The sequence below is a fragment of the Albimonas marina genome (assembly GCF_029223255.1).
Taxonomy (GTDB): domain Bacteria; phylum Pseudomonadota; class Alphaproteobacteria; order Rhodobacterales; family Rhodobacteraceae; genus Albimonas.
The window spans coordinates 45,828-70,652 of the sequence record NZ_JARHUC010000006.1; the positions used below are offsets into that span (position 1 = coordinate 45,828).

The 24,825-nt window shown below is 73.0% G+C and carries 23 protein-coding genes; 11 read left to right on the forward strand and 12 right to left on the reverse strand.

What is annotated here, in order from left to right; genetic code table 11:
• Positions 1 to 97: 97 nt before the first annotated feature.
• On the reverse strand, positions 98 to 1,129 hold the full coding sequence (cobT, locus tag P2H44_RS16730; protein WP_275765179.1) for a nicotinate-nucleotide--dimethylbenzimidazole phosphoribosyltransferase: 1,032 nt from the start codon (positions 1,127 to 1,129) through the stop codon (positions 98 to 100).
• 254 nt (positions 1,130 to 1,383) lie between these two features.
• Here cobT and cobU point away from each other — a divergent pair, with 254 nt between their 5' ends.
• The 7 genes from cobU (at position 1,384) to P2H44_RS16765 (ending at position 8,469) form a co-directional block, all read left to right on the forward strand.
• Positions 1,384 to 1,950, forward strand: coding sequence for a bifunctional adenosylcobinamide kinase/adenosylcobinamide-phosphate guanylyltransferase (gene cobU / locus P2H44_RS16735; RefSeq protein WP_275765181.1), 567 nt, complete (start codon positions 1,384 to 1,386; stop codon positions 1,948 to 1,950).
• Between the two features lie 187 nt (positions 1,951 to 2,137).
• The gene (locus P2H44_RS16740) at positions 2,138 to 2,686 is read left to right on the forward strand and encodes a TRAP transporter small permease (RefSeq protein ID WP_275765182.1); all 549 of its coding nucleotides are present in this window, start codon (positions 2,138 to 2,140) and stop codon (positions 2,684 to 2,686) included.
• Positions 2,686 to 3,969, forward strand: coding sequence for a TRAP transporter large permease (locus tag P2H44_RS16745; protein ID WP_275765183.1), 1,284 nt, complete (start codon positions 2,686 to 2,688; stop codon positions 3,967 to 3,969). Before P2H44_RS16740 ends, P2H44_RS16745 begins: the two co-directional genes overlap by 1 nt.
• Before the next feature lie 35 nt (positions 3,970 to 4,004).
• On the forward strand, positions 4,005 to 5,045 hold the full coding sequence (locus P2H44_RS16750; RefSeq protein WP_275765186.1) for a TRAP transporter substrate-binding protein: 1,041 nt from the start codon (positions 4,005 to 4,007) through the stop codon (positions 5,043 to 5,045).
• Between the two features lie 103 nt (positions 5,046 to 5,148).
• Positions 5,149 to 6,384 carry a diaminopropionate ammonia-lyase gene (locus P2H44_RS16755; RefSeq protein WP_275765188.1) on the forward strand — a complete coding sequence of 412 codons (1,236 nt, stop codon included), beginning with the start codon at positions 5,149 to 5,151 and terminating at the stop codon, positions 6,382 to 6,384.
• Positions 6,385 to 6,401: 17 nt separating this feature from the next.
• Positions 6,402 to 7,313 carry an N-carbamoyl-D-amino-acid hydrolase gene (locus P2H44_RS16760; RefSeq protein WP_275765190.1) on the forward strand — a complete coding sequence of 304 codons (912 nt, stop codon included), beginning with the start codon at positions 6,402 to 6,404 and terminating at the stop codon, positions 7,311 to 7,313.
• A gap of 376 nt (positions 7,314 to 7,689) precedes the next feature.
• Positions 7,690 to 8,469 carry an SDR family NAD(P)-dependent oxidoreductase gene (locus P2H44_RS16765; RefSeq protein ID WP_275765192.1) on the forward strand — a complete coding sequence of 260 codons (780 nt, stop codon included), beginning with the start codon at positions 7,690 to 7,692 and terminating at the stop codon, positions 8,467 to 8,469.
• Here the strand turns inward: P2H44_RS16765 and P2H44_RS16770 are convergent.
• Positions 8,382 to 9,827, reverse strand: a complete 1,446-nt coding sequence (locus P2H44_RS16770; protein ID WP_275765194.1) for a PQQ-dependent sugar dehydrogenase — start codon at positions 9,825 to 9,827, stop codon at positions 8,382 to 8,384. The two genes, P2H44_RS16765 and P2H44_RS16770, sit on opposite strands and share 88 nt — an antisense overlap.
• Before the next feature lie 204 nt (positions 9,828 to 10,031).
• Here P2H44_RS16770 and P2H44_RS16775 point away from each other — a divergent pair, with 204 nt between their 5' ends.
• Both P2H44_RS16775 and P2H44_RS16780 read left to right on the forward strand, forming a co-directional pair.
• The gene (locus tag P2H44_RS16775; protein ID WP_275765196.1) at positions 10,032 to 12,104 is read left to right on the forward strand and encodes a hydantoinase/oxoprolinase family protein; all 2,073 of its coding nucleotides are present in this window, start codon (positions 10,032 to 10,034) and stop codon (positions 12,102 to 12,104) included.
• Positions 12,104 to 13,723 carry a hydantoinase B/oxoprolinase family protein gene (locus P2H44_RS16780; protein ID WP_275765198.1) on the forward strand — a complete coding sequence of 540 codons (1,620 nt, stop codon included), beginning with the start codon at positions 12,104 to 12,106 and terminating at the stop codon, positions 13,721 to 13,723. Before P2H44_RS16775 ends, P2H44_RS16780 begins: the two co-directional genes overlap by 1 nt.
• 202 nt (positions 13,724 to 13,925) lie before the next feature.
• On the opposite strand, the gene P2H44_RS16785 is transcribed toward P2H44_RS16780, so the two are convergent.
• The 7 genes from P2H44_RS16785 to trpC all read right to left on the reverse strand — a co-directional run bounded on the left by P2H44_RS16785 (position 13,926) and on the right by trpC (position 20,949).
• Positions 13,926 to 15,233, reverse strand: a complete 1,308-nt coding sequence (locus P2H44_RS16785; RefSeq protein WP_275765199.1) for a TRAP transporter large permease — start codon at positions 15,231 to 15,233, stop codon at positions 13,926 to 13,928.
• On the reverse strand, positions 15,230 to 15,778 hold the full coding sequence (locus P2H44_RS16790; RefSeq protein ID WP_275765200.1) for a TRAP transporter small permease: 549 nt from the start codon (positions 15,776 to 15,778) through the stop codon (positions 15,230 to 15,232). Before P2H44_RS16790 ends, P2H44_RS16785 begins: the two co-directional genes overlap by 4 nt.
• 7 nt (positions 15,779 to 15,785) lie before the next feature.
• Positions 15,786 to 16,763 carry a TRAP transporter substrate-binding protein gene (locus P2H44_RS16795; RefSeq protein ID WP_275765202.1) on the reverse strand — a complete coding sequence of 326 codons (978 nt, stop codon included), beginning with the start codon at positions 16,761 to 16,763 and terminating at the stop codon, positions 15,786 to 15,788.
• Positions 16,764 to 17,550: 787 nt separating this feature from the next.
• Complete coding sequence (lexA, locus tag P2H44_RS16800) at positions 17,551 to 18,243, reverse strand: transcriptional repressor LexA (RefSeq protein WP_275765203.1); 693 nt, start codon at positions 18,241 to 18,243, stop codon at positions 17,551 to 17,553.
• A gap of 172 nt (positions 18,244 to 18,415) precedes the next feature.
• Positions 18,416 to 19,615, reverse strand: coding sequence for a molybdopterin molybdotransferase MoeA (locus tag P2H44_RS16805; protein ID WP_275765205.1), 1,200 nt, complete (start codon positions 19,613 to 19,615; stop codon positions 18,416 to 18,418).
• Positions 19,616 to 19,655: 40 nt separating this feature from the next.
• Positions 19,656 to 20,129: a cyclic pyranopterin monophosphate synthase MoaC gene (gene moaC, locus P2H44_RS16810; RefSeq protein WP_275765206.1), complete on the reverse strand. Its 474-nt coding sequence runs from the start codon at positions 20,127 to 20,129 to the stop codon at positions 19,656 to 19,658.
• A gap of 4 nt (positions 20,130 to 20,133) precedes the next feature.
• Positions 20,134 to 20,949 carry an indole-3-glycerol phosphate synthase TrpC gene (gene trpC, locus P2H44_RS16815; RefSeq protein ID WP_275765207.1) on the reverse strand — a complete coding sequence of 272 codons (816 nt, stop codon included), beginning with the start codon at positions 20,947 to 20,949 and terminating at the stop codon, positions 20,134 to 20,136.
• Between the two features lie 143 nt (positions 20,950 to 21,092).
• Between trpC and P2H44_RS16820 the strand changes: the two genes are divergently transcribed.
• Positions 21,093 to 21,605: a hypothetical protein gene (locus tag P2H44_RS16820; protein ID WP_275765209.1), complete on the forward strand. Its 513-nt coding sequence runs from the start codon at positions 21,093 to 21,095 to the stop codon at positions 21,603 to 21,605.
• 239 nt (positions 21,606 to 21,844) lie between these two features.
• Here P2H44_RS16820 and P2H44_RS16825 read toward each other — a convergent pair whose 3' ends face one another.
• The 3 genes from P2H44_RS16825 to P2H44_RS16835 form a co-directional block, all read right to left on the reverse strand.
• Complete coding sequence (locus tag P2H44_RS16825; protein ID WP_275765210.1) at positions 21,845 to 22,567, reverse strand: dienelactone hydrolase family protein; 723 nt, start codon at positions 22,565 to 22,567, stop codon at positions 21,845 to 21,847.
• 125 nt (positions 22,568 to 22,692) lie between these two features.
• On the reverse strand, positions 22,693 to 23,718 hold the full coding sequence (trpD, locus tag P2H44_RS16830) for an anthranilate phosphoribosyltransferase (protein WP_275765211.1): 1,026 nt from the start codon (positions 23,716 to 23,718) through the stop codon (positions 22,693 to 22,695).
• Positions 23,718 to 24,314 carry an anthranilate synthase component II gene (locus P2H44_RS16835; RefSeq protein ID WP_275765213.1) on the reverse strand — a complete coding sequence of 199 codons (597 nt, stop codon included), beginning with the start codon at positions 24,312 to 24,314 and terminating at the stop codon, positions 23,718 to 23,720. The genes trpD and P2H44_RS16835 overlap by 1 nt, the downstream gene beginning before the upstream one ends.
• Before the next feature lie 192 nt (positions 24,315 to 24,506).
• Between P2H44_RS16835 and P2H44_RS16840 the strand changes: the two genes are divergently transcribed.
• Positions 24,507 to 24,752 (forward strand): hypothetical protein, encoded by a 246-nt coding sequence (locus tag P2H44_RS16840; protein WP_275765214.1) that lies wholly within the window; start codon positions 24,507 to 24,509, stop codon positions 24,750 to 24,752.
• Positions 24,753 to 24,825: the final 73 nt, after the last annotated feature.

A 24,825-nucleotide genomic window follows, 5' to 3' on the forward strand; every position in this document is an offset into this window, starting at 1 on the left:
GCTAAGAGGGGGTTTCGCGCCGACGCCCGCCGCGACGCCGGGCGCGGCTGGGCGCGCGGCTGGGCGTGCGGCCGCGCGGGGCGCGGCGGCGGCGCGCTCAGATCTTGCCCGAGACGCCCGCGCTCTCGAAGCTCGCCATCTCGCGCAGCATGGCGGCGGCGGACTTCACCAGCGGCCAGGCGAGCAGGGCGCCGGTGCCCTCGCCCAGCCGCAGGTCGAGCTCCAGCAGCGCCTGCCCGCCCAGGTGGTCGAGCGCGGCGCGGTGGCCGAGCTCCGCCGAGCGGTGGCAGTAGACGAAGGCGGGCTCGCAACCCGGCTCCAGCGCGCGGGCGGCCATGGCGGCGGCGGTGGCGATGAAGCCGTCCACCAGCACCACCTTTCGCGCCTGCGCCGCGCCGATCATGGCGCCGGCCATCATCGCGATCTCGAAGCCGCCGTACTCGGCCAGCGCCTGCTCGGGCGTCAGCGCGCCGGTGCGGGCGGCGGCGGCCTCGAGCACCGCCAGCTTGCGGGTCAGCCCCTCGTCGTCCAGCCCGGTTCCCCGCCCGGTCAGCAGGTCCAGCGGCAGGCCGGAGAGCTTGTGGATCACCAGCGAGGCGGAGGCGGTGTTGGCGATCCCCATCTCGCCGAAGGCCAGCGCGTCGGCGGGCGAGGCCTCCGCCAGCTCGCGCCCCGCGGCCATCGCCCTGGCCAGCGTCGCGGCCGACATGGCGGGCCCCTGGGAGCTGTCGGCCGTGCCCGGGCCCATGCGGCGGTCGACCAGGTCGGGGTGGTGGATCTGCTCGGCGATGCCGGCGTCGACCACCTGCAGCTCCACCCCCACCGCGCGGGCGAAGACGTTGGCCGCGGCGCCGCCGGCGAGGAAGTTCAGCGCCATCTGCGCGGTGACCGCCTGCGGGAAGGCCGAGACGCCCTGCGCGGCGATGCCGTGGTCGCCCGCGAAGATGGTCAGGGCGCAGGTCTCCACCACCGGTTCGGTCGTGCCCTGCAGGGCGGCGATGCGGGCGGCGAGGTCCTCGATCCGGCCCAGCGCGCCCAGCGGCTTGGTCTTGCCGTCGATGGCGCGGCGGATGGCGGCGGCGAGCTCCGGGTCGCAGGCGAGGGCGAGGGCGGGGGTCAGGTCCTGCATGCGGGGGCTCCTGCGTCTGGATGGGCGCGCGGACCCTAGGCGCGGCCGGGGGACCGCGCAAGCCGGGCCGCGGCGTCGCGCGGGCGCTTCGCGACGCAGGCGCGAGGGCAGGGGCGGGACGCAGGCGCGAGGGCAGGGGCTGGACGCGGGCGCTAGGGCAGATGCGGGAGGTGGGCGCGAGGGCGGGGGGCTGGCCCCCCTGCGCGCCAGCGCCTATGGGGAAGCGCACGCATCCATCCGCAGGGAGAGACAGGATGACCGCCGGCGACGCCCCCCCCGCCCCGCGGCGCCACGCGCTGGTTCTGGGCGGCGCCCGCTCGGGCAAGACCGCCCGCGCCCAGGCCTGGGCCGAGGCGCTGGGCCCCGCGCGCGTCTACCTCGCCACCGCGCAGGCTTTCGACGACGAGATGGCCGACCGCATCGCCCGCCACCAGGCCGAGCGCGGCGCGGGCTGGGCGACGCTGGAGACGCCGCTCGACCTGCCCGCCGCCGTCGCCTCGGCCGCCGCCGCGCCGGGGCCCGCGGCCGCCGACGTGCTGCTGGTCGACTGCCTGACCCTGTGGCTGTCGAACCTGATGCACCACGACCGCGACCCGGAGGCGGAGACGGCGGCGCTGCTCTCCGCCCTGGCCGGGGCGCCGCGCCCGGTGATCCTGGTCTCGAACGAGCTGGGCCTCGGGCTGGTGCCCGAGACGCCGCTGGGCCGCGCCTTCCGCGACGCGCAGGGGCGGCTGAACCAGGCGGTGGCGGCGGCGGTCGACGACGTGGTCTTCGTCGCCGCCGGCCTGCCGCTGGTCCTGAAAGGGCGGCTCCCGGCCTGAGGCGCGGAAGGCGGGCGCGGGACGGCTGAACCGACGTCGCTGCGGATTGCGCAGGCGCCGGGCCGGTCGGGCGCCTGAAATGCGGGCGTCGGGGCGACCGGGGCGGGGATTTCCCCCCATCGTATCCCGTCTGGCCCGGAACATGCTTTACTCAAGGGACCGCCACCTGCCGGGAGCGCCCTTGCCCATGGCCGACATCGCCGCCACCGCCAAGCGGTGGAGCCTCCGCGTCAACTGGATCGTCGAGCGCGTGTGCGTGGCGCTGCTGGTCCTGCTGGTGCTGGACGTCTGGCTGGGCGTTCTGGTGCGCTACGTGATCCCGCTGCCGCTGACCTTCACCGAGGAGCTGGCGCGCTACCTGATGATCTGGATGGCGCTGCTGGCGGTGTCCTCGGGCATCGCGCATCGCGAGCACATCGGGGTCGAGTTCGTCTTCTCCCGCCTGCCGGCCCCGGCGCGGCGCTGGCTGTCGGTGGCCTTCGACCTCTGCGCCTTCGCCTTCTTCTTCGCGCTGTTCTGGTACGGCGTCGCCTTCGCCGAGCGGGGCTTCTCCCGCCTGACGATGATCTACGCGATCCCCAAGGGCTATCCCTACCTGGGCGTGCCGCTGGCGGCCTTCATGGCCTGCGTGCAGCTGGGGCTGATGCTGGTCCACGACTGGTTCGCGGAACGCGCGCCCGAAAGCACGGGCGCCGCCACGCCCGACGCGGGCAAGAACCTGGAAGGGGACGCGTGATGGGCATCTACCTGGTTCCGCTGGCCTTCTTCGGCTTCCTCGCCTTCGGCATGCCGGTGGGCTTCGCCATCGGCATCGCGGGGATGATCGGCATCCTCGACATGGGCCCGCGCTTCATGACGATGGCGCCCGACCGGCTGTTCGCCGGCCTCGACCTGTTCCCCTTCCTCGCCATGCCGTTCTTCATCCTGGCGGGCGAGATCATGAACCGCTCGGGCATCACGCAGGGCCTGGTGAAGCTCGCCGACGCGCTGGTGGGGTGGATGCGCGGAGGGATGGCGCATTCGAACATGGTCGCCTCGGTCATGTTCGCAGGCATCACCGGCTCGGCCACGGCGGATGCGGCGGCCTTCGGCAACACGCTGGTGCCGGCGATGCAGAAGGCAGGGTATTCGCGGCCCTACGCCTGCGCGGTCACCGCCGCCGGCTCGATCATCGGGCCGACCATTCCGCCCTCGACGCTGGCGATCATCTACGGCTCGATCATGGGGGTCTCGATCGCGGGGCTGTTCGCGGCCGGCATCCTGCCGGGGCTGCTGATCTGCGCGATCTGCATGGGGGTCATCGCCCTGACCGCCCGCCGCAAGGGCCTGCCGAAGGGCGAGGGGCGCCCCTCCTTCATGATCGTCATCCAGGCCCTGCGCGAGGGGTTTCTGGCGGCCCTGCTGCCGGTCTTCATCCTGGGCTCGATCCTCGGCGGCTTCGCCACGCCGACGGAAGCCGCGGCCATCGCGGTCGCCTATGCGCTGGTCGTGGGCGGGCTGGTCTACCGGGCGCTCAGCTGGCGCGACCTCTACGAGGTCTGCGTGCGCACCACCCGGATCACCGGGGTGATCTTCCTGATCATCGCCTCGGCCACGATCCTGGGCTGGTGGATGACCTTCAACCAGATCCCGCAGGCCATCGCCGCGGCCATGCTGTCGGTGTCGAACGACCCGATGGTGATCATCGCCCTGATCCTCGCGCTGCTGCTGCTGATCGGGCTGGTGATGGACATCAACGCGACCCTCATCATCCTCGCCCCGGTGCTCGCCCCGCTGACCGTCAAGATCGGCATGGATCCGGTCCATGCGGGGATCATGATCATCCTCGCGCTCAACATCTCGCTGATGACGCCGCCGGTGGGCGCCTGCCTCTTCGTCCTCGCCTCGGTCACCGGCGAGAAGGTCGAGGCCATCACCCGGGAGCTGTGGCCCTTCATCCTCGCCGAGGTCGGGATCCTGCTGGTGATCGCCTACTGGTCCGACCTCACCCTCTTCATCCCCCGCCTGCTCGGCCTCTGAGCGGGCGCAACATCACGGCAACAGGGAGCCAACCGATGTCCTTCATGAAAACCGCCCTGCTGGGCGCCGCGACCGCCGTCGCGCTGGCCGGCCAGGCGCTGGCGGCCGACGTCACCATCCGCGTGGCCCACCTGAACCCCGAGGATCCGTTCGCCTCGCACTCCGGCGCCATGGCCGCGGTGTTCAAGAGCCTGGTCGAATCTTCCTCGAACGGCGCGATCGAGGTGCAGCTGTTCCCCAACGGGCAGCTGGGCAAGGACAACGAGGTCATCGACCAGGTCCGCGCGGGGATCGTGGAGTCGACCATCTCCTCCTCCGGGGGCATGGCGCAGCACTACCCGCTGGTCGGCGTCTTCGACATCCCCTTCGCCTTCCCCAACATCGGCGTCGCCTCGAAGGTCATCACCAAGGAGAGCGAGTTCGGCCAGAAGTTCGTCGGCGACCTCGAGGCGAAGACCGGGCTGAAGGTGCTGGGCCTGATCGACTCGGGCGGGTTCTTCGCCTTCACCAACTCCAAGAAGCCGATCACCTCGGTCGCGGACATGGACGGGATGCGCATCCGCACCATGACCCTGCCGACGCATGAGGCGATCATCTCCAGCCTCGGCGGCCAGCCGACCCCGCTGCCTTGGGCCGAGGTCTACACCGCCCTGCAGACCGGCGTCGCCGACGGCCAGATGAACCCGGTGCCGATCATCGCCTTCGCCAAGTTCGACGAGGTGCAGAAGTACCTCTCGATCACCAACCACGTGATCACCCCCTACATCTGGACGATGAACCAGGAGTTCTTCGACGGCCTGAGCCCCGAGCATCAGTACCTGATCAACTGGGCCTCCGAGGTCGCGACCGAGGCCGGCCGCTCGATGAGCCGCGTGATCGAGGCCTCCGAGAAGGGGCTGCCCGCGCTCGCCGCCAAGATGGAGGTCAACGTGGTGCCCCCGGCGGAGCAGGCCAAGTTCGCCGAGGCCGCCCAGCCCGCCGTGCGCAAGCTGATCGAGGAGCAGTACGGCGCCGAGGGTCTCGCGATGCTCGACAGCCTGCTCGCCTCCGTCGAGGAGGAGAATGGCGCGTTCTGAGCGCCGCCATGCCATGATGCTGGGCCGGGGGGCGACCCCCGGCCCTTTCCGTCCCGGCGCATTCCCCTTGCCGTGGGGTCGCGCACCGACTAGAGGCGCCGTCATGACCGCCGTGATCGACCGCCACGAGGGCGACGCGAAGGATTTCGCGCTGGCCCTCAATCCCCTCGCCTCCCGCGACGCGCCGTGGAGCGCGGCGCAGGACGCGATCCTGTCCGACGCCGCCTTCGCGCAGGCGAAGGCGACCATCTCCTCCTGGCCCGGCTACGCGCCCACGCCGCTGGTCTCGCTGCCCGCGCTGGCGGCGTCGCTGGGGATCGCGGAGCTGCGCTGGAAGGACGAGGGCGGACGCTTCGGCCTCGGCTCCTTCAAGGCGCTGGGCGGGGCCTACGCGGTGGCCCGCCTGCTGAAGACGCTGCTGTCGGAGAAGCTGGGGCGCGAGGTCTCGATGGACGAGGTCGTCGCGAACGCCCACCCCGAGGCCGCGGCCGAGGTGACCGTGTGCTGCGCCACCGACGGCAACCACGGCCGCTCGGTCGCCTGGGGGGCGCGGACATTCGGCGCCCGCTGCGTGATCTTCATCCACGCCACCGTCTCGGAGGGGCGGAAGGCCGCCATCGAGGCCTACGGAGCCGAGGTCCGCCGCTGCGCCGGCAACTACGACGACAGCGTGCGCGAGGCGCAGGCGACCGCGGACCGGGAGGGGTGGTTCGTCGTCTCCGACACCTCCTATCCCGGCTACATGGACGTGCCGCGCGACGTCATGCAGGGCTACGAGATGATGGCGGCCGAGGCCTACGCGGCGCTGGAGGAGCCCCCGACCCATGTCTTCATCCAGACCGGCGTCGGCGGGCTGGCCGCGGCGGTCGCGGCGCAGGCCGTGCGCCGCTGGGGCGCGGCGCGGCCGATGATCGTGCTGGCGGACCCCGACCGCTCGGCCTGCTGGCTCGACTCCATCGTGGCGGGGACGCCCACCGCGGTGGAGGGCGACCTCGACACGCTGATGGCGGGCCTCGCCTGCGGCGAGGTCTCGGCGCTCGCGTGGGAGGTGCTGAAGGACCACGGCGACGCGGTTATGGCGGTGCCCGACCGCGCGGCGGTGGAGGGCATGCGCCGGCTCGCCCGGCCGCTGCCCGGCGATCCCGCGATCGTGGCTGGCGAGAGCGCGGTGGCCGGCCTCGCCGCGCTCGCCAACGCGCTCGCCGATCCGCGGGCGGTGGAGGCGCTGCGCCTCGACGCGGCCTCGCGCGTGCTGCTCTTCGGCACCGAGGGCGACACCGACCCCGAGCTTTACACCCAGCTGGTCGGCCTGAGCGCCGACCAGGTCCGCGCGGCCTGAGCCGCAGGAGAGCGCCCATGTCCCGCAAGCTGATCGTCGCCGGAGCGCAGCTCGGCCCCATCGCGAAGGACGAAGACCGCGCCTCGGCCGTGGCCCGGCTCTGCGCGCTGATGCGCAAGGCCCATGCCCGCGGGGCGGAGCTGGTGGTGTTCCCGGAACTGGCGCTGACCACCTTCTTTCCCCGCTGGTGGATGACCGACGCGGCCGAGATCGACGCCTGGTTCGAGACCGAGATGCCCAACGCCGCGGTCGCGCCCCTGTTCGATCTGGCCCGCGAGCTGAAGATCGGCTTCCACCTGGGCTATGCCGAGAAGACGCCCGAGGGCCGGCATTTCAACACCGCGATCCTGGTCGACGCGGGCGGCGAAATCATCGGCAAGTACCGCAAGATCCACCTGCCGGGCCATTTCGACGACCAGCCCTGGCGCCCGTTCCAGCACCTCGAGAAGAAGTATTTCGAGAAGGGGGACCTGGGCTTCACCGTGGTCGACGGGTTCGGCGGCAAGATGGGCATCTGCATCTGCAACGACCGCCGCTGGCCCGAGACCTGGCGCGTGCTGGGCCTGGGCGGGGCGGAGCTGGTGGTGCTGGGCTACAACACGCCGCTGCATTACCCGCCCGCGCCCGAGCACGACCACCTGCAGTATTTCCACAACGAGCTGTCGGTGCAGGCGGGCTGCTACCAGAACGGGATGTGGGCCGTCGCGGTGGCCAAGGCCGGGATGGAGGAAGGCTCGGAGCTGATCGGCGGCTCGGTGATCGTGGCCCCGACGGGGGAGATCATCGCGCGGGCCCAGACCACGGCCGACGAGGTGATCTCGGCCGAGATCGACCTCGACCGCTGCGCCGAGATCCGCGCCAACATCTTCGACTTCAAGGCCCATCGCGAGCCCGGCGACTACGCCGTCATCACCGCGAAGAAGGGCTGAGGCCCCGCCGCCGAGCGGCGGCCGCTCCCCCGTCCGGGCGTCCCGGGCGCGACCCGGGGCCTCCCGCCCGCCGCTCCCGCCCGGGTCCCGGGTGGACCACTCCCGCTCGGGACGGCCGGCGATCCGCGTCTCCGCCCCCCTCCGTCGCGCCGTCCGCCGGCCGCGCGCCCGCGCCCGGCAGGCCTCCCGCCCGCCCACCCCGGCCCGCCGGGCGCGGGCGCGCGGCCTCCGGGCGGTCTCCTCGGGGCGGGCGACGCCGACGCCCTGCCGGCCGGCCGGTCCGCAAGGGGCTGGCGTCCGCGGCCCATGCCCGCCATCCTGCGCGCCGAGCGCGGCCCGGCCAGACGCCGCGACCTGCAGGAGAGGACCCCCCGACATGACCCATTCCACCCCCGTCGCCTTCGTCACCGGCGGCGGCACCGGCGTGGGCGCCGCCGCCGCGCTGATGCTCGCCGACCGCGGCCACGCCGTCGCCGTGAACTACTCCCGCTCCGCCGAGGAGGCCGAGGCCACCGCCGAGGCCTGCCGCGCCAAAGGCGTCGAGGCGATCGCGATCCAGGGGAACGTGGGCGCCGACGCCGACTGCCGCCGCATGGCGCAGGAGGTCGCGGACCGCTGGGGCCGGCTCGACGTGCTGATCAACGCCGCCGGCACCACCCGCTTCATCAGCCTGGGCGACCTCGAGACCGTGACCGAGGACGACTTCGACGCGATCCTCGACGTGAACCTGAAGGGCGCCTTCTGGATGACCCGCGCCGCGGCGACGATGCTCAAGGCCTCGCCGGCGGGGGCGGTGGTGATGATCTCGTCGATGTCGGCGGTGACCGGGATGGGCAGCTCGATCCCCTACGCGGCCTCGAAAGGGGCGATGAACACGATGACCCTGTCGCTGGCGCGCGCGCTCGCCCCGAAGGTGCGGGTCAACGCGGTTCTGCCGGGGATGATCGACACCCGCTGGTTCCGCAAGAGCCTGGGCGAGAAGTCCGCCGTCTCGATCCGCGACCGCTCGGCGAAGGGCGCGGCGCTGGGCGACGTCTGCACGGCCGAGGACGTGGCGGCGGGGGCGGTCTACCTCGCGCTCGACGCGCGCATGGTGACGGGGGAGCTGATGCAGATGGACGGCGGCGCCCTTCTCGGGCCGGCGGCCTTCGCCTGATCCCGCCGGCCGGGCCTGCCGCGCCGCCGCGTCCCCGCGGCGGCCAGCAGCCCGGCGGCCGCGGTCAGCAGCCCCGCCGCCGCGGGCAGGGGGACGGCGGCCGAGCGCACCTCGAACACGTCGCCGTCCTCGTCGAACAGGTAGAGCCGCCCGGCCTCGTCCTGGGCGAAGCCCATGGTCCGGGCGAGGTCGCCCGAGAGCTCCGTCGTCTCCCACAGGCGGGCCTGCGGCGCGCCCGGGCCGTCGACGTCCAGCGACCACACCGGCGGCCCGTCGCCCGTCGCGCCCCAGCCCAGGTAGTCCCCGAACAGGTAGCGCCCGTCGAGCGCGGCGAGCGGCCCGTGATAGACCAGCCCCCCGGTGATCGAGGCGCGCGCGTCGCCCCCGCTCCAGTCGTAGTCGAAGACCGGGTCCACCAGGTCGAGGCCCGGCGGCGCCGCGCCCTCCCGCGGGGACGAGCCTTCGTAGACCGCCCAGCCGTAGTCGCCGCCGGGCTCGATCAGGTCGACCTCCTCGCGCGCGTCCTCGCCCACGTCGGCCACGAAGAACAGGCCCGAGACGGGATCGTATTTCCCCTTGAACGGGTTGCGCAGGCCCACGGCCCACAGGGCCGGATCCGCGCCGGGGCCGAAGTCGGGATTGCCCGCAGGGATCGCGTAGTTGTTCGCGGGATCGTCGGGATAGGCGTCGCCCGCGGGGTCGATGCGCAGCACCTTGCCCAGCCGGCTGGCGACGTCGCGGGAGGGGTTGTCCGTCCCCGGACCGAAGGGCGCGTTGTGGTCGCCCGTCGTCATGAACAGCATGCCCGCGTCGTCGAAGCTGATCGCGCCGCCGAAATGCGCCCCGATCTCGGCCTGCGGATGCCGCTCGATCGTCAGCACGCGCCGCTGGGAGCCGGGATCGGCCACGCCGCCGGTCGAGGTGAACTCGACCAGCACGTTGTCCCAGCCCCGGGTGTTGGCCGAGACGTAGAACTTGCCCGAGCTCGCGAAATCCGGCGCCAGCGCGATCGAGAACGCGCCCGCCCCGTAGACCGAGGCCAGGTCCTCGCCCCCGACCACCAGCGAGTCGAGCATCACCTGGGAGGTTCCCGTCGCCCGGTCCGCGATCACCACGCGGCCCGAGTATTCCAGCAGCACGATCCGGTCCGGCTGGCCGGGCAGCGCCACCGCGTCGATCACGAAGCTCTCGACGTCGAGCCCCGCCACCGGCGCGAGCTCCAGCCGCCCCGCCTGCGCCGCGTCCGCGCCGAACAGTCCTGCAAGCCATGCCGCGCACACCGCCGCCGCCGGCAGGCCCTTGCCCGCCGTCGCCCGTCGAACGCGTCCGCGCAGCGCTCCCCACGCCGTCGCACCCATGCGTCGTCCCCATCGTAATCCGAGTCTCAAATACCCCCTCAGCATGGACCCGGACCGGCCGGGCGCCGAGCGGAAAATCGATACGCCGCCGCCTGCGGTTCCGCTCGGCCCGTGGCACGCGATTTGCTAGGCTTGCGCCATGACGCCCCACGCTCCTCGCCCCGCCCTTCGCCCCTCCCGCCGCCCCGGTCGGAGGGCTCCGCGTTGACCGCCCTCGGCCTCGCCGCCGACATCGGCGGAACCTTCACCGACATCGTGGTCGAGCGCGTCGGCCCGGCGGGCCCCGAGCGGATCTCGGCCAAGGTGCTGACCACCCACGACGCGCCCGAGCGGGCGCTGCTGGAGGGGGCGGAGCAGGCGCTGGCGAAGGCCGGCGCGAGCTGGGCCGAGGTCACGGCCTTCGTCCACGGCACCACGCTGGCGACCAACGCGATCATCGAGCGCAAGGGCGCGCGCACCGCGCTGCTGGCCACCGACGGGTTCCGCGACGTGCTGGAGATCGCGGACGAGAGCCGCTTCGACCAGTACGACCTCGACATCGAGAAGCCCGCGCCGCTGGTCCCCCGCTCCCGCCGCTTCACGGCGCTGGAGCGGATGGACGTGGAGGGGAACGTGCTGACCCCGCTCGACGAGGCGGCGCTGCGGGCGCTGGTCCCCGCGATCCTCGCCTCCGGCGCCACGGCCGTCGCGGTCGCCTTCCTGCACAGCTACGCCAACCCCGCCCATGAGCGTCGGGCGCGGGAGATCCTGGAGGAGGCCGCGCCTGGCCTCGCCGTCTCTCTCTCCTGCGAGGTCTGCCCCGAGATCCGCGAGTACGAGCGCACCTCGACCACCGTCGCCAACGCCTACGTGCAGCCGCTGATGGCGGGCTACCTGCGCCGGCTGGAGGCCGCGGTGGCCGAGCGCGGCTGCCGCGCGCCGATGCGCCTGATGACCTCGGGCGGGCGCCTGGCCGGCGTCGACACCGCCTGCCGCTACCCGGTGCGGCTGGTCGAATCCGGCCCCGCGGGGGGCGCGATCCTGGCGGCCCACGTCGCCGCCTCGCGCGCCGAGGACAAGGTGTTGTCCTTCGACATGGGCGGGACGACCGCGAAGATCTGCCTGATCGAAGGCGGAGAACCGCTCTCGGCCCGGACCTTCGAGGTGGACCGCTCGGCGCGCTTCATGAAGGGCTCCGGCTTCCCGCTGCGCATCCCGGTGATCGAGATGATCGAGATCGGGGCGGGCGGCGGCTCCATCGCCCGGCTGGACGCGACGAAATCCATCGCCGTGGGGCCGGAGAGCGCGGGGTCCGAGCCCGGGCCCGCCTGCTACGGCCGCGGCGGCACGGGGGCGACGGTGACCGACGCCGACGTGGCGCTGGGCCGGATCGCGCCCGACCGCTTCGCCTTCGACCTGGACGTGGGGCGCGCCACCGCCGCCATCGCCCAGTCCATCGCCGGGCCCCTGGACCTGACGCCCGAGATGGGCGCCTGGGGCATCGCCGAGATCGTGGACGAGAACATGTCCAACGCCGCCCGCGTCCACGCGGTGGAGCGTGGCGCGACGCTCGCCGACCACACCCTGATCGCCTTCGGCGGCGCGGCGCCCCTGCACGCCGCCCGCGTGGCCGAGAAGCTGGGCCTGACCCGCGTGCTGATCCCCGCCGACGCCGGCGTCGGCTCGGCCATCGGCTTCCTGCGCGCGCCGGTGGCCTACGAGCTGCTGCAGAGCCGCTACATGCGCCTCGACGCCTTCGATCCGGGGCTGGCGAACGATCTGCTGGACGCGATGTCGGCCGAGGCCGCCGCGCTCGCCGAGGGCGCAGAGGCCACGCAGGAGCGTCGCGCCGCCTTCATGCGCTACCGCGGGCAGGGGCACGAGATCGCGGTGGACCTGCCGGTCGCAGCCCTGACCGACGCCGACGCCGAGGCGATGCGCGCGGCCTTCGAGGCGGAATACGACCGCCTCTTCGCCCGCCACATCCCCGGCGCGACCATCGAGATCCTGTCCTGGTCCGTCACCGTCGGCGCCGCCCCGCTGGCGGCCGAGACGCCGCCCGAGGCCCCTGCGCCCTCGACCCCCGTCCCGGTCCGCGACCGCCTGATCTTCGACACCGCCACGCGCGAGACCCGCAGCGTGCCCGAATACGACCGCCTCGACCTCGCCCCCGGCGCCCGCATCCCGGGCCCGGCGATGATCGTCGAGCCGACCACCACCACCTTCGTGACCGAGCGCTTCTCGGCCCAGGTGGACGGCGGCGGCGCCCTGGTCCTGACCGCGCAAGGAGCCCTGTGATGAGCGACCTGTCCCCCATCGAGCTCCAGATCATGTGGTCCCGCCTGATCGCGGTGGTCGAGGAGCAGGCCCAGACCCTGCTGCGCACCGCCTTCAGCCCCATCGTGCGCGAATGCGGCGACCTGAGCGCCGGCGTCTTCGACGTCGAGGGCCGGATGCTGGCGCAGGCCGTCACCGGCACGCCGGGCCACGTGAACTCGATGGCCGAGAGCGTGCGCCACTTCCTCGACCGCTTCCCGCCCGAGACGATGGAAGAGGGCGACATCTACATCACCAACGATCCCTGGATGGGGACGGGGCACCTGAATGACTTCGTTCTGACCACGCCCTGCTTCCTGGACGGGCGCCTGGTGGCGCTGTTGTCCTGCACCTCGCACCTGATGGACATCGGCGGCATCGGCTTCGGCCCGGACGCCACGGACGTGTTCATGGAGGGGCTGTCGATCCCGTTCCTGAAGCTCGCCTCGAAGGGCGTGCTGAACGAGACGCTTCTGGCGATGATCCGCGCCAACACCCGCCTGCCGGTGGACACCGAGGGCGACGTCTACAGCCTTGCCGCCTGCAACGACGTCGGCTGCCAGCGCCTGCAGGCGATGATGCGGGAGTTCGGGCTGGAGAGCCTGGACGCGCTGGCGACCCACATCCTCGAGCGCTCCCGCGAGGCGGTGCTGGAGGAGGTGCGGGCGCTGCCCAAGGGGACCTGGTCCTCCTCGATGACCGTGGACGGCTACGAGGCGCCGGTGACGCTCGCCTGCACCGTGACGGTGCATGACGAGGGGATCCACGTGGACTTCGAGGGCACCGGGCCGCAGTCTCCGCGGGGCATCAACGTGCCGATGAGCTACACGACCGCCTACACGGTCTTCGGGCTGGGCTGCGTGGTGGCCTCCCGCGTGCCCAACAACGCCGGCTCGCTGGGCCCGCTGACGGTCTCGGCGCCCGAGGGCTGCATCCTCAATGCGGTGAAGCCCGCGCCCGTCGCCTCGCGCCACGTGATCGGGCAGATGCTGCCGGACGTGGTCTTCGGGGCGCTGCGGCAGGCGGTGCCGACGCGGGTTCCGGCCGAGGGCACCTCCTGCCTGTGGAACCTCAACGTCCGCGGCGTGGCGGCGGAGAGCGACGGGAACTACGGGTTCTCGATGGCGGTGACGTCGAACGGCGGCACCGGCGCGCGGCCCTTGCGCGACGGGCTGTCGGCGACGGCCTACCCCTCCGGCGTGAAGGGCACCCCGGTCGAGATCGCCGAGGCCATCACCCCGCTGGTCTTCCGCCGCAAGGAGTTGCGGCCGGACTCGGGCGGCGAAGGCCGCTCCCGCGGCGGCCTCGGCCAGGTGATCGAGATCGAGAGCCGGATCGGCAAACCGTTCGAACTGCTGGCCGCCTTTGACCGCATCGACCATCCCGCACGCGGGGTGGACGGGGGCGGCGACGGGGCGGCGGGCTCGGTCTCGCTCGCCTCGGGCAAGCCGCTGAAGGGGAAGGGCTTCCAGACCATCCCGCCCGGCGACCGGCTGGTGGTGCTGACCCCGGGCGGCGGCGGCATCGGTCCTTCGGCCGAGCGGGCCGAGGAGGCGGTCGCCCGCGATCTCGCCGAAGGCTACGTCACCGCGAAACCCTGAGGACGCAGGCGCCGCGCCACGGCCCCGTCCGTGGCCGGCGCCCCGCCCGCGGCGCGGTCCTGGCCGGGGCGCCGGTCGCGACCATCTCCCGACGGCGTCCGCCGGGACCCCTCGCCCCATGCGCGCGGCCGGTCCGCGCCGCGGGCGAGGGGCCGGCCAAGGGCGCGCGGCCCGACGCGGCGCCCCCGCCCGGCGACGGGCGTCAGCGGGAGATCATCCAGCCGACCGGGGCCGTCACGATCTCCGGGATCACGGTGATGATCACGATCCCGACCAGCATCAGCGCGAAGAACGGCATCGAGGCGCGGGTCACCTTCAGGATGTCCCGCCCGGTCAGCGATTGCAGCACGAACAGGTTGAACCCCACCGGCGGGGTGATCTGGGCCATCTCGACCACGATCACCGTGAAGATGCCGAACCACAGCAGGTCGATCCCCGCATCCTTCACCATCGGCAGCACCACCGAGGCGGTCAGCACCATCATCGAGACGCCGTCCAGGAAGCACCCCAGCACGATGTAGAGCAGCGTCAGCACCGCCAGCAGCTCATAGGCGCTCAGGTTCCAGGCCTTCACCTCCGCCGCGATCACCCGCGGCACGCCGGTGAAGCCCATGGCGATGGACAGGAACGCCGCCCCCGCAAGAATGAGCGCGATCATCGTCGAGGTCCGCACGGCGGCCATCAGCGCGTCCATGAAGCTCGCGACCGTCAGCGTCCGGCTCCACGCCGCCAGCGCCAGCGCGCCGATCACGCCCATGGTGGCGGCCTCGGTGGGGGTGGCGTAGCCGCCGTAGATCGAGCCGATCACCAGGAAGATCAGCAGCGCCACCGGGATCAGCAGGCGGGACCGCGCCAGCTTCTCGCGCCAGCCCAACCGCTCCTCGAAGGGGGGCGCGAGGCTCGGGTCCAGCTTCGCGCGGATCGCCACGTAGCCCATGAACAGCGCGATCAGCATCGCGCCCGGAACCACGCCCGCGATGAACAGCCGGCTGATCGAGACCTGCGCGACGACGCCGTAGACGATCAGCATGATCGAGGGCGGGATCAGCAGCCCCAGCGTGCCCGACCCGGTCAGCGTGCCGATGATCAGCCGCTCGTCGTAGCCGCGCTTGGTGAGCTCGGGCACCGACATGCGCCCGATGGTGGCGCAGGTGACGGCCGAGGAGCCCGCCACCGCCGCCATCACCCCGCAGCCCAGGATGTTCACGTGCAGCAGGCCGCCGGGCAGGCGGCCGACGACAGGGCTCAGGCCGCGGAACATGTCCTCGGACAGGCGCGTGCGGAACAGGATCTCGCCCATCCAGATGAACAGCGGCAGCGCGGTCAGCGCCCAGTTCCAGCTCGCGTCCCACACGGTCGAGGCCAGCAGCGACCCCGCCGGCGCCGGCGAGAAGAAGTTCATCGCCACGAACCCGACCGCGGTCAGCGCCACCGCGACCCAGATGCCCGAGGCCAGCAGCAGCCCCATCACCGCGAAGAGGACGACGGCGACGGTTCCCGGATCGCTCATTCCCCGCCCTCCAGCACGTGTTCGGCGTTGGCCTCGTAGGAGGGGACCTCTCCGCGCAGGATCGCGATGAACTCGTCCACCAGGGCGACCAGGAACACCGCCGCCCCCAGCGCCATGGCGCTGCGCGGGATCCACAGCGGGATCGCCATCAGGCCGGGGCTGATCTCGTTGAACTTCCAGGAGAACCAGACGAAGTCGATCGCCCAGTAGAGGAAATACGCCACCGCCGCGATCGAGAAGGCGACGCACCACAGCTCCAGCCAGCGGCGGGGGCCGGCGGACGCCCGTCCGATCAGCAGGGTGACGCGGATATGGGCGCCGCGCCGGAACGCGTAGGCGAGCCCGAGGAAGGTCGAGGCGGCGAGGCAGAACCCCGCCGTCTCGGTCGAGTCGATGGTCCCGCCCAGTTGCCGGGCGACGACCTGCGCCACGATGGTCGCGGCGATGCCGACCAGGAACAGGCCGGCGAGCGCCCCCGCAGCCAGGTAGAGCCCGTCCAGGGCGCGCCTGAGCGCGCCCCGGGACGCCGCGGGAGCCCCGCTCATCCCCCGGTCACTCGGCCAGGTAGGCGTCGAGCACGGCGATGGCCTCGGGGCTGGCGGTGGCGCGCCAGTCGTCGACCATCGTCTTCCCGATCTCCTTCATGCGGGCCATGATCGGCTCGGGCGCGTCGGTGGTGGTCATGCCGTTGGCGGCCAGCACGCCGATCTGCTCCTTGGTGGTGGCGGCCGACATCTCCCAGCCGCGGGCCTCGGCGGCCTCGGCGGCGTTGAGGATGGCGGTCTGGGTGTCGGCGGGCAGGGCCTCGAACATCGCCTTGTTCACGATCACCGCGTTCTTGGAATAGATCGCGCCGGCGTAGGTGAAGTAGTCGGTGTTGTCCCAGGCCTGGATGTCGATGCCGGTCTGGGGCGAGGTGAACAGCGCCTCGATCAGGCCGGTCGAGAAGGCCTGCGGGATCTCGGCGAAGGGCAGGATGGTGGCCTGAAAGCCCAGCATCTCGCCCATCTTCTGGGTGGCGGTCGAGTAGATGCGCAGCTTCTTGCCCTCGAAGTCGGCCAGCGTCTCGACCGGGGTCTTGGTGTAGAAGCCCTGGCCCGGCCAGGGCTGGTAGAACAGGACCATCACGCCCGCCTCGCCCAGCTTCTTCTCGAAATAGGGCTTCTGGAGGTCCTTCAGCCGCCAGGCGTCCTCGTAGGTGCCGGCGATGAAGGGCACGCCGGCGAGGATGTACATCGGATCCTCGTTTCCGTAGACGCCCAGCCGGATCTCGCCGATCGGGACCTGGCCGCGCTGCACCGCGGTCTTGATCGCGTCGAGCTTGATCAGCGTGTCGTTGGACTGCAGGTCGATCTCGAGATCCGTGTTCGCGCTCACGTCCTCGATGAACATCCGCAGGTTCTTGGTCAGGAAGTTGTCCTCGGGGTAGCCCGAGGCCATGATCCAGGTCTCGGCCTGCGCGGCCGCGGCCGAGAGGCCCATGGCCAGCCCCGCGATCCCTGCGGCGATGAAGTTCCGGTGTGCGAACATGGTGCGCTCCCTGTCATGAAGCCTGCGGCGCTTGCTGGCCGCCCGAATGATTTGAACGCAAGCGACATGCCAAGGGCAAGCAAGTTGCCGCCAGGTCGGCGGAGGCGCCCTGCGGGCGGGCTTGGGCCCGGCACGGGCGTTCGCGCGTTCGGGAGGAGGCGGCGACGGCGGAGAGCGGGCCGGCGCTTCGGGAACTCACCGAAGAACAGGCGCTCCGCGAGGCCCGCAGGCGTCGCGCCGGGGCGCTTGCGGCGGGGGTGGCGCCAGCATTCGGTTGCAGGGGAGCGGCTGCGGCCTTGGGGCCTCGGTCGAAACCTCCGTCGGAGGCTGCTCGAGCCGGCGATCCCTTCAGGCGGTTGGACGGGAGCGAGGTGGCGTTCGGACAGGCGCCGGCGCGGCAGGCGGCAGGGGAAGCGAGCCGTTGATCGGCGCGGGCGCGATGGGCGGAAGGTCCTCGCCCGAGGGGGACGGAGAACGGCGCTTCTCCCGTGCTTCTCGGTTCCGCCTGGTTCGCCGCGGCGTTGGGGCGGTTGGGAGAGGGACATTTGCGGCCGGCATGCACGGCACGGCCTGGCGACGTCCGCGCCTCAACGCCTGCGCTTGCAGAGGCCACTGGAGACGCCGAGGCGGTCGCAGACGTGGACCGCCGACGACCTGCGTCACGGACAAGTCGCCAGCCCGCATCGCGCGGGCGGGCGCCTCGCGAGCGCTGGCGCGCGCACGGTGGGGTCTGCGCGCCCCCGGGTCGTCCGACCGCCCGCGGGGCGCGGAGCGGCGGGCGGGGCGCTCAGTAGGTGCGGATCAGGCCCACGAGGCGGCCCTGGATCGAGACCTGGTCGGCGCGGAACAGGCGCGTCTCGTAGGCGGGGTTGGCGGCCTCGAGCGCGATCATGCCGTTCTGGCGGCGGAGGCGCTTGAGCGTCGCCTCCTCGTCCTCGACCAGCGCCACCACGATGTCGCCGTTGTCGGCGGTGTCCTGGCGCTGGATGACCACCAGGTCGCCGTCGTGGATCCCGGCGTCGATCATCGAATCGCCCTTCACCTGCAGCGCGTAGTGGTCCTTGCCCCGGCGCAGCATGCCCGTGGGGACGCCGACCTCCCGCTCCTGGTGCTGGATCGCCGAGATCGGGGTGCCGGCGGCGATGCGGCCCATCAGGGGAACCGTGCCGAAATCGGCCGTCTCGAAGGCGGGGAGCGCGGGCGCAGGCTTGCCGGCGCCGCCCTCGATCACCTTGGGCGCGAAGCCCGCGGGATGGTCGGCCAGGCTGTCGGGCAGCTTCACGATCTCGATCGCGCGGGCGCGATGCGCCAGGCGGCGGATGAATCCCCGCTCCTCCAGCGCCGTGATCAGCCGGTGGATGCCGGACTTGGAGCGGAGGTCCAGCGCCTCCTTCATCTCGTCGAAGGAGGGGGAGACGCCGTCCCGCTGCACCCGTTCGTGAATGAATCGCAGGAGATCGAGCTGCTTGCGGGTCAGCATCCGTCGTCATCCTCCCTTCACGCCGCGGTCACGGTCCGTTCCGCGCCCCGGCATGGATTCGCGCGTCGATCGCGCCGCCATGCCTGCAAGTTCTACATACGTTCCCGTTTTGTGTCAACGGGTTCCGTTTTCGTAGCGCCGGGAAACCTAGCACGGAACATTCCGCGACGGGTTAAAATACGATGACCTCGACCGTCGCGCCCGCCTCGAGCGCCGGCGAGCCCGGCGGCAGCACCGCCAGCGCGTCCGCCTCGGCCAGCACCGAGAGCAGCGAGCTGTCCTGCCGGCCCAGCACCCGGACCCCCAGCCCCTGCGGCCCCGGCTCCAGCCGCGCGCGGGCGAAGTGCTCGCGCGGGCCGTTGGCGCCGACGGGCTCGACCAGGCGGGCGGGCAGACGCGGGGCGGGCGTCGCGGGCAGGCCCGACAGCGCATCCACCGCCGGCAGCAGGAACAGCTGCGCGCAGACCATCGCCGAGACCGGGTTGCCCGGCAGCCCCAGCAGCGGCCGCGGCCCGGCGGCGCCCGGCAGGCGGCCCGCCATCAGCGGCTTGCCCGGGCGCATGTTCACCTTCCAGAAGTCGAGCTCCAGCCCCGCCTCGGCCGCGGCCCTGCCCACCAGGTCGTGGTCTCCGACCGAGGCGCCGCCCAGCGTCACCACCATGTCGGCGTCGGCGACCGCCGCGAAGGCCTCGGCCAGGCTCTCCATCGTGTCGCGCGCGATGGGGGCGAGGCGCGGCGCGGCCCCGCGGGCCGCCAGCAGCGCATGCAGCCCGTAGCTGTTGGAGCTCACGATCTGGTCGGGGCCCGGCGTCTCGCCCGGCTCGACCAGCTCGTCGCCGGTGGCCAGGATCGCCACGACCGGACGGCGCAGCACCTCGACCTCGGGGATGTTCATCGCCGCCAGCAGCGCCACGTCGCGCGGGCTCAGGCGGCGGGGCGCGGAGAGCGTCTCGCCTTCCGAGAAATCGCCCCCCGCCGGGCGGATGTTGGCCCCGGCGTCGAGGTTCTCGCGGGCGCGGATGCGCGCCCCCTCGCGCTCGGCGTCCTCCTGGATCAGCACGTGGTCGGCGCCCTCGGGCACCGGCGCGCCGGTGAAGATGCGCACCGCCTGGCCCGGCCCGACCTCGCCCGCGAAGCGCAGCCCGGCCTGGGATTCGCCGATCACCTCGAACTCCGCGCCCGGGCGCAGCTCCGCCCCGCGGATCGCATAGCCGTCCATGGCCGAGGCGGCGAAGGGCGGCTGGGTGCGCCGGGCGGCCGCCGGGGCCGCCAGCACCCGGCCCGCGGCCTCCAGCAGGGGCACGGTCTCGGTCTCCCTCACCGGGGAGATCAGCGTCAGGATGCGCGACAGCGCCTCGGCGGTGGGGATCATCGGAGCCTCCGGCGGCGGACGGGCCAGAGGGCGGCGGAGGTCACTCCGCCTCCCAGCGCCCGGACTTGCCGCCTTCCTTGAGAACGACGCGGGCGTCGACCAGGCGCATGCCCCGGTCGACCGCCTTGACCATGTCGTAGACGGTCAGCTGCGCGACCGAGAGCGCGGTCAGCGCCTCCATCTCCACCCCCGTGCGCCCGGTGGTCTTCACCCGGGCCTCGATCTCGACCCGGTTCGTCTCGGGCACGCAGGTCAGGTCCAGGGTCACCGAGCTCAGCGGCAGGGGGTGGCACAGCGGGATCAGCTCGGCCGTGCGCTTGGCGGCCATGATGCCCGCGAGCCGCGCGACGGCGAGCACGTCGCCCTTCTTCGCGCGCCCCTCGGCGATCAGGGCCAGCGTCTCGGGCTGCATCTCGACGGCGCCGCGGGCCACCGCCACGCGCGTGGTCTCGGCCTTGTCCGAGACGTCGACCATGCGCGCCTCGCCCTTCTCGTCGAAGTGGGTCAGCGGCATCGGCTCAGCCCTCGGCGTCGAGGGGCAGGGGATCGGCCAGCAGCGCATGGGTGGCCGAGGCCACGTCCGCCTGGCGCATCAGGCTCTCGCCGATCAGGAAGCTGCGCGCGCCGACCCGGGCCATGCGCGCCAGGTCCGCGGGCGTGAACAGGCCGGATTCGCAGACCAGCACCCGGTCCGGCGGCAGCATCGGCGCCAGCCGCTCGGTCGTCTCCAGCGAGGTCTCGAAGGTGCGCAGGTTGCGGTTGTTCACGCCGACCAGCGGGGAGGAGAGCTTCAGCGCCCGCTCCATCTCCGCCTCGTCATGCACCTCGATCAGCACGTCCATGCCCCAGGCGAGCGCCGTGTCCTCGAGCTCCAGCGCCAGGTCGTCGGAGACGGCGGCGAGGATGATCAGGATGCAGTCGGCGCCCAGCGCGCGGGATTCGACCACCTGCCAGGGATCGAAGAGGAAGTCCTTGCGCAGGGCGGGCAGGGTGACCGCGCGGCGCGCGGCCTCCAGGAACTCCGGCGCGCCCTGGAAGGAGGGGCCGTCGGTCAGCACCGACAGGCACGCAGCCCCGCCCGAGGCATAGGCCTGCGCCAGCGCGGGGGGATCGAAATCCTCCCGGATCAGGCCCTTGGAAGGGCTCGCCTTCTTGATCTCGGCGATCAGGCCGTACTGGCCGGCGCCGTTCTTGGCGCGCAGCGCGTCGGCGAAACCGCGGGGCGCTTCGGCGCGGCGCGCGGCCTCCTCGACGGCGGCGAGGGGACGGTCCGCCTTGCCGGCGGCGATCTCTTCGAGCTTGTAGGCCCGGATGCGGTCGAGAATGTCGCTCATGCCCTGCGTGTTAGCGCGCGGGACGGCGGATGGAAAGCGGCGAAGCCGCGTCCGGAGGATCGGCGCAGGATCGGCGCCGGAGCGCGTCCCTGCGACCACCGGCGCAGGATGAAATCCGCCCCGCGTCGCGGTATCTGGAAGGCATGGTGCGACTCGTCCCCAAACCCCTTGTGCCGGAGACCGGCCTCCCCCGCCCCGCATCCGTGCGGGAGCGCGCGGCCGAACCCGCCGAGCCGGCGCCGGCGTCCGCGCCGAAGCCGCCCCGCCGCGTCCTCGCCGCGCCGCGCGCGCTCGGCGCGGGCTCCGGGGCCGAGACGCCCTCGCGCCCCCAGTCGACCTCCCCGGCGCGCCCGCGCAGCCGGGCCTCGGCCGCGGCCTTCGATCCGCCCTCGACCCCGCGCGACGATCTTCCCTCGCGCAGCCACAACCAGGGTCCGCCGCTGCACGGGGGCTTCAAGCTCTTCGCCTGGCGCAAGGCCCAGGCCGAGGCCTGGACGCCGCCGCGCCCCGAGGTCCTGCGCCGTCGCCTGAAATACGCCGCCGAATGCGGCCTGACGCTCCGCGAATACACGCTCGAGATCATGGAGCGCGGCCGCTGGCTGACCCCCGAGAAGGACGCCGCCCGCATCGCCCAGATCAAGTCGCTCCGCCGCTAGCCCCGGGCGCCCCGGCGCGACGCCTGCGGACCGCGCATAGCGCCTGTTCTTCGGAGCCGTCTCTCGCTGATGCCGTTAAGAGCGACTCGGCGGGAGGGGTCCAGGATCGCGAAGCGACCCCGCCCTTGGGCGGGGCTTGTCCTTGACCCCTCCCGACGAGTCGCTCAGGCATCTTCAGCGAGAGACGGATCCGAAGGACAGGCGCGGGCCCTTGTTCTTTGGTGAGTCGGGAGGGGCCGTCACGCCGCCCCCAGCACCTCCCCGAAGAAATCCGTCATCGCCGCGAACGACCGCCGATCCGCCCGCGGATCGTAGACCGCCCGCCCCGGCGTGTTCGCCTGCGGCGTGGTGAAGGCGTGCACGACCCCGCCGTAGGCGTGGAGCTGCCAGTCCGCCTCCGCCGCATCCATCTCCCGCGCCAGCGCCAGCACGTCGTCGGGCGTCGCCAGCGGATCGTCCCAGCCGTGCAGCACCAGGACCGAGGCGGTGATCTTCTTCGCCTCCAGCCCGCTGGGCGACAGCACCCCGTGCAGCGCCACGGCGCCCAGCAGCCCCTCGGGCGCCGCGCGGGCGAGGTCGAGGGCGCAGAGCCCGCCGAAGCAGTAGCCGCAGACCGCGGTGCGCGCGCCGTCCACCTCGGGGCGGGCCTTCAGCGTCTCGAGCGCCGCCAGCAGTCGCCGCTGCAGCACGTCGCGCGCCGCGACCATGCCCTGCATCCGGGCCATCGCGTCGATGGTCTGGTCGGCCATCGACTCGATCCCGTAGGGGTCGAGCAGCAGCACCGGCCGGCCGGTGGCGGCCACCCGCTCGGCGTTGAGCTTCATCTGCTCGCCGACGCCGCCGAAGGCGGGGGCCATCAGCACGCCGGGGACGGGGCCCGTCAGGTCCGCGGGGGCCGCCCACCACCCCTCGAACTCGGTCTCGCCGTCGGAATAGCGCAGGGGCGCCGTGGTCAGCCGCATCGTCGGTCTCCTCCCGTGCCGGGCGTCGCGCGCCCGCTTCTTGGTCCCCGCCCGGGGCCGGACGGGCGCGCGCAGCCGCGCAGGGCCGAGGGGGGCTCGACGCCCCCCGAGGACCGCACCCGGCCTCAGGCCTTCGCGGCGGCCGCGGTGATCCGCGCCAGCGCCTGGGCCTTGCCGCGCGCCGCGCCCGAATCGATGCTCTCCGCCGCGATCTCGACGCCCGCCTTCAGGTCGCCCACGCGCCCCGCCACCACCAGGGCGGCGGCGGCGTTCAGCAGCACCGCGTCGCGATAGGCCCCCGCCTCGCCGCCCAGCAGGGCGTTCAGGGCGCGGGCGTTCTCCTCGGGCGAGCCGCCCAGGATCGCCTCGAACGGATGCACGGGCAGGCCCGCGTCCTCGGGGTGCAGCTCGTATTCGCGGATCTCGCCGCGATCGACCTCGACCACGTGCGAGGACGCGGCGATCGACAGCTCGTCGGTGCCGTCGCCGCCATGCACCAGCCAGGCGCGCTCGGTTCCCAGGCCCATCAGCGTCTCGGCCATCGGGCGCAGCCAGCGCACGGCGAAGGCGCCGGTCAGCTGGCGCTTCACGCCCGCGGGGTTGGTCATCGGGCCCAGCAGGTTGAACAGGGTGCGCGTGCCCAGCTCGGCCCGCGCCGGCCCCACGAAGCGCATCGCGGGGTGGTGCATGGGGGCCATCATGAAGGCGATCCCCGCCTCGTCCAGCGCCTGCTGGGCGATCTCGGCGGGCACCATCACGTTCACACCGATGTGGCTCAGCGCGTCCGCCGCCCCCGACTTCGAGCTGAGGTTGCGGTTGCCGTGCTTGGCCACCGGCACGCCCGCGCCCGCCGTCACCAGCGCCGCGGCGGTCGAGATGTTGAGCGTGCCCTTGCCGTCGCCCCCGGTGCCGACGATGTCCATCGCCCCCTCGGGCGCGCGCACGCGGGTCATCTTGGCGCGCATCACGGCGACGGCGGCGGTCAGCTCCTCGACCGTCTCGCCGCGGGTGCGCAGCGCCATCAGGAAGCCCCCGATCTGGGCGGGGGTGGCGTCGCCCGACATGATCGCGTCGAACGCGCCCTCGGCCTCCTTGCGGGTCAGGGGGCCGTCGGCGGCCTTCCCGATCAGCGGTTTCAGCGCCTCCGACATCAGGCGGCCGCCTTCAGGGGCGACATCCCGGCGAGCCGCAGGAAGTTCCCCAGGATCGTCCGGCCATGCTCCGAGGCGATGGATTCGGGGTGGAACTGCACCCCGTGGATCGGCAGCGTCCTGTGCGACAGGCCCATGATCGTCCCGTCCTCGGTCCAGGCGGTGGCCTGCAGGACGTCGGGCAGCGTCTCCCGCTCGACGATCAGCGAGTGATAGCGGGTGGCGGTGAAGCCCTGCGGCACGCCCTCGAAGATGCCCTCGCCCGTGTGCGAGACGGCCGAGGTCTTGCCGTGCAGGATCTCGTGGCAGCGCAGGACCCGGCCGCCGAAGCTCTGGCCGATGGTCTGGTGGCCCAGGCAGACGCCGAAGAGCGGCGTCTTCGCCTCGGCGCAGGCGGCGACCATGTCCAGGCAGATGCCGGCGCGGTCGGGGTCGCAGGGCCCGGGGCTGAGCATCACCGCGGTCGGCTCCAGCGCCAAGGCCTCGGCCGCCGACATGTCGTCGTTGCGGATCACCTTCGTCTCGACGCCCAGCTCGCCCACGTAGTGGACCAGGTTCCAGGTGAAGCTGTCGTAATTGTCGATCAGCAGCAGCATCCCCGGTCCTCCTTCGTGATTCCGATGACCCGGCGTCGCGATCCGCGCGCCGAACTGGCCATGCCGCCCGCGCGGCGGCTATACATGTCGCGGATGCCCCGGCGCCCGTCAAGGCGACCGCCCGCGCGCACGGGGGCGACCGAACCGCCGGCCCCGTTCCGCCGGCCCGGACGAGATGAGGGAGAGACCCGAATGCTCCGCGGACTGATCATGGGCGTCTTCCTGTGCGCCGTCGCCGCCGTCGCCGCGGCGCTGGCCTTCCCGATGCCCAGGCCCGAGCCTGCGCCCGCCGCCTCGGCTCCCGCCGCCGCGCCCGCGGCGCCGGCGTCGAGCGACACCACCCCCGCCGGCGCCGCGCCCGCCGCGGCCCCCGCGGGCGACAGCGCCCCGGCCGCCGCGCCCGCGGGCGGCGACACGGCCCCCGCCGCGACCGAGTGATCCCGGCGCCCGCCGCCGAACCGGCGCGCCGCGGCCCGGCCCCCGGGCCGGGCGGCGCGTCCGCCCTTGCGGC

Bases quoted from the DNA above. Each gene is read 5' to 3' on its own strand.
- moaC (WP_275765206.1), bottom strand. From the start codon at position 20,129: ATGCCGCTGACCCACTTCGACGAGAAGGGCGAGGCGCGCATGGTCGAC.
- P2H44_RS16750 (WP_275765186.1), top strand. From the start codon at position 4,005: ATGTCCTTCATGAAAACCGCCCTGCTGGGCGCCGCGACCGCCGTCGCG.
- P2H44_RS16820 (WP_275765209.1), top strand. From the start codon at position 21,093: ATGGTGCGACTCGTCCCCAAACCCCTTGTGCCGGAGACCGGCCTCCCC.
- P2H44_RS16795 (WP_275765202.1), bottom strand. From the start codon at position 16,763: ATGTTCGCACACCGGAACTTCATCGCCGCAGGGATCGCGGGGCTGGCC.
- P2H44_RS16745 (WP_275765183.1), top strand. From the start codon at position 2,686: ATGGGCATCTACCTGGTTCCGCTGGCCTTCTTCGGCTTCCTCGCCTTC.
- P2H44_RS16755 (WP_275765188.1), top strand. From the start codon at position 5,149: ATGACCGCCGTGATCGACCGCCACGAGGGCGACGCGAAGGATTTCGCG.
- P2H44_RS16760 (WP_275765190.1), top strand. From the start codon at position 6,402: ATGTCCCGCAAGCTGATCGTCGCCGGAGCGCAGCTCGGCCCCATCGCG.
- P2H44_RS16780 (WP_275765198.1), top strand. From the start codon at position 12,104: ATGAGCGACCTGTCCCCCATCGAGCTCCAGATCATGTGGTCCCGCCTG.
- P2H44_RS16770 (WP_275765194.1), bottom strand. From the start codon at position 9,827: ATGGGTGCGACGGCGTGGGGAGCGCTGCGCGGACGCGTTCGACGGGCG.
- P2H44_RS16785 (WP_275765199.1), bottom strand. From the start codon at position 15,233: ATGAGCGATCCGGGAACCGTCGCCGTCGTCCTCTTCGCGGTGATGGGG.
- P2H44_RS16840 (WP_275765214.1), top strand. From the start codon at position 24,507: ATGCTCCGCGGACTGATCATGGGCGTCTTCCTGTGCGCCGTCGCCGCC.
- P2H44_RS16740 (WP_275765182.1), top strand. From the start codon at position 2,138: ATGGCCGACATCGCCGCCACCGCCAAGCGGTGGAGCCTCCGCGTCAAC.
- P2H44_RS16790 (WP_275765200.1), bottom strand. From the start codon at position 15,778: ATGAGCGGGGCTCCCGCGGCGTCCCGGGGCGCGCTCAGGCGCGCCCTG.
- P2H44_RS16835 (WP_275765213.1), bottom strand. From the start codon at position 24,314: ATGCTGCTGCTGATCGACAATTACGACAGCTTCACCTGGAACCTGGTC.
- P2H44_RS16825 (WP_275765210.1), bottom strand. From the start codon at position 22,567: ATGCGGCTGACCACGGCGCCCCTGCGCTATTCCGACGGCGAGACCGAG.
- cobT (WP_275765179.1), bottom strand. From the start codon at position 1,129: ATGCAGGACCTGACCCCCGCCCTCGCCCTCGCCTGCGACCCGGAGCTC.
- P2H44_RS16765 (WP_275765192.1), top strand. From the start codon at position 7,690: ATGACCCATTCCACCCCCGTCGCCTTCGTCACCGGCGGCGGCACCGGC.
- lexA (WP_275765203.1), bottom strand. From the start codon at position 18,243: ATGCTGACCCGCAAGCAGCTCGATCTCCTGCGATTCATTCACGAACGG.
- cobU (WP_275765181.1), top strand. From the start codon at position 1,384: ATGACCGCCGGCGACGCCCCCCCCGCCCCGCGGCGCCACGCGCTGGTT.
- trpC (WP_275765207.1), bottom strand. From the start codon at position 20,949: ATGAGCGACATTCTCGACCGCATCCGGGCCTACAAGCTCGAAGAGATC.
- P2H44_RS16805 (WP_275765205.1), bottom strand. From the start codon at position 19,615: ATGATCCCCACCGCCGAGGCGCTGTCGCGCATCCTGACGCTGATCTCC.
- trpD (WP_275765211.1), bottom strand. From the start codon at position 23,718: ATGTCGGAGGCGCTGAAACCGCTGATCGGGAAGGCCGCCGACGGCCCC.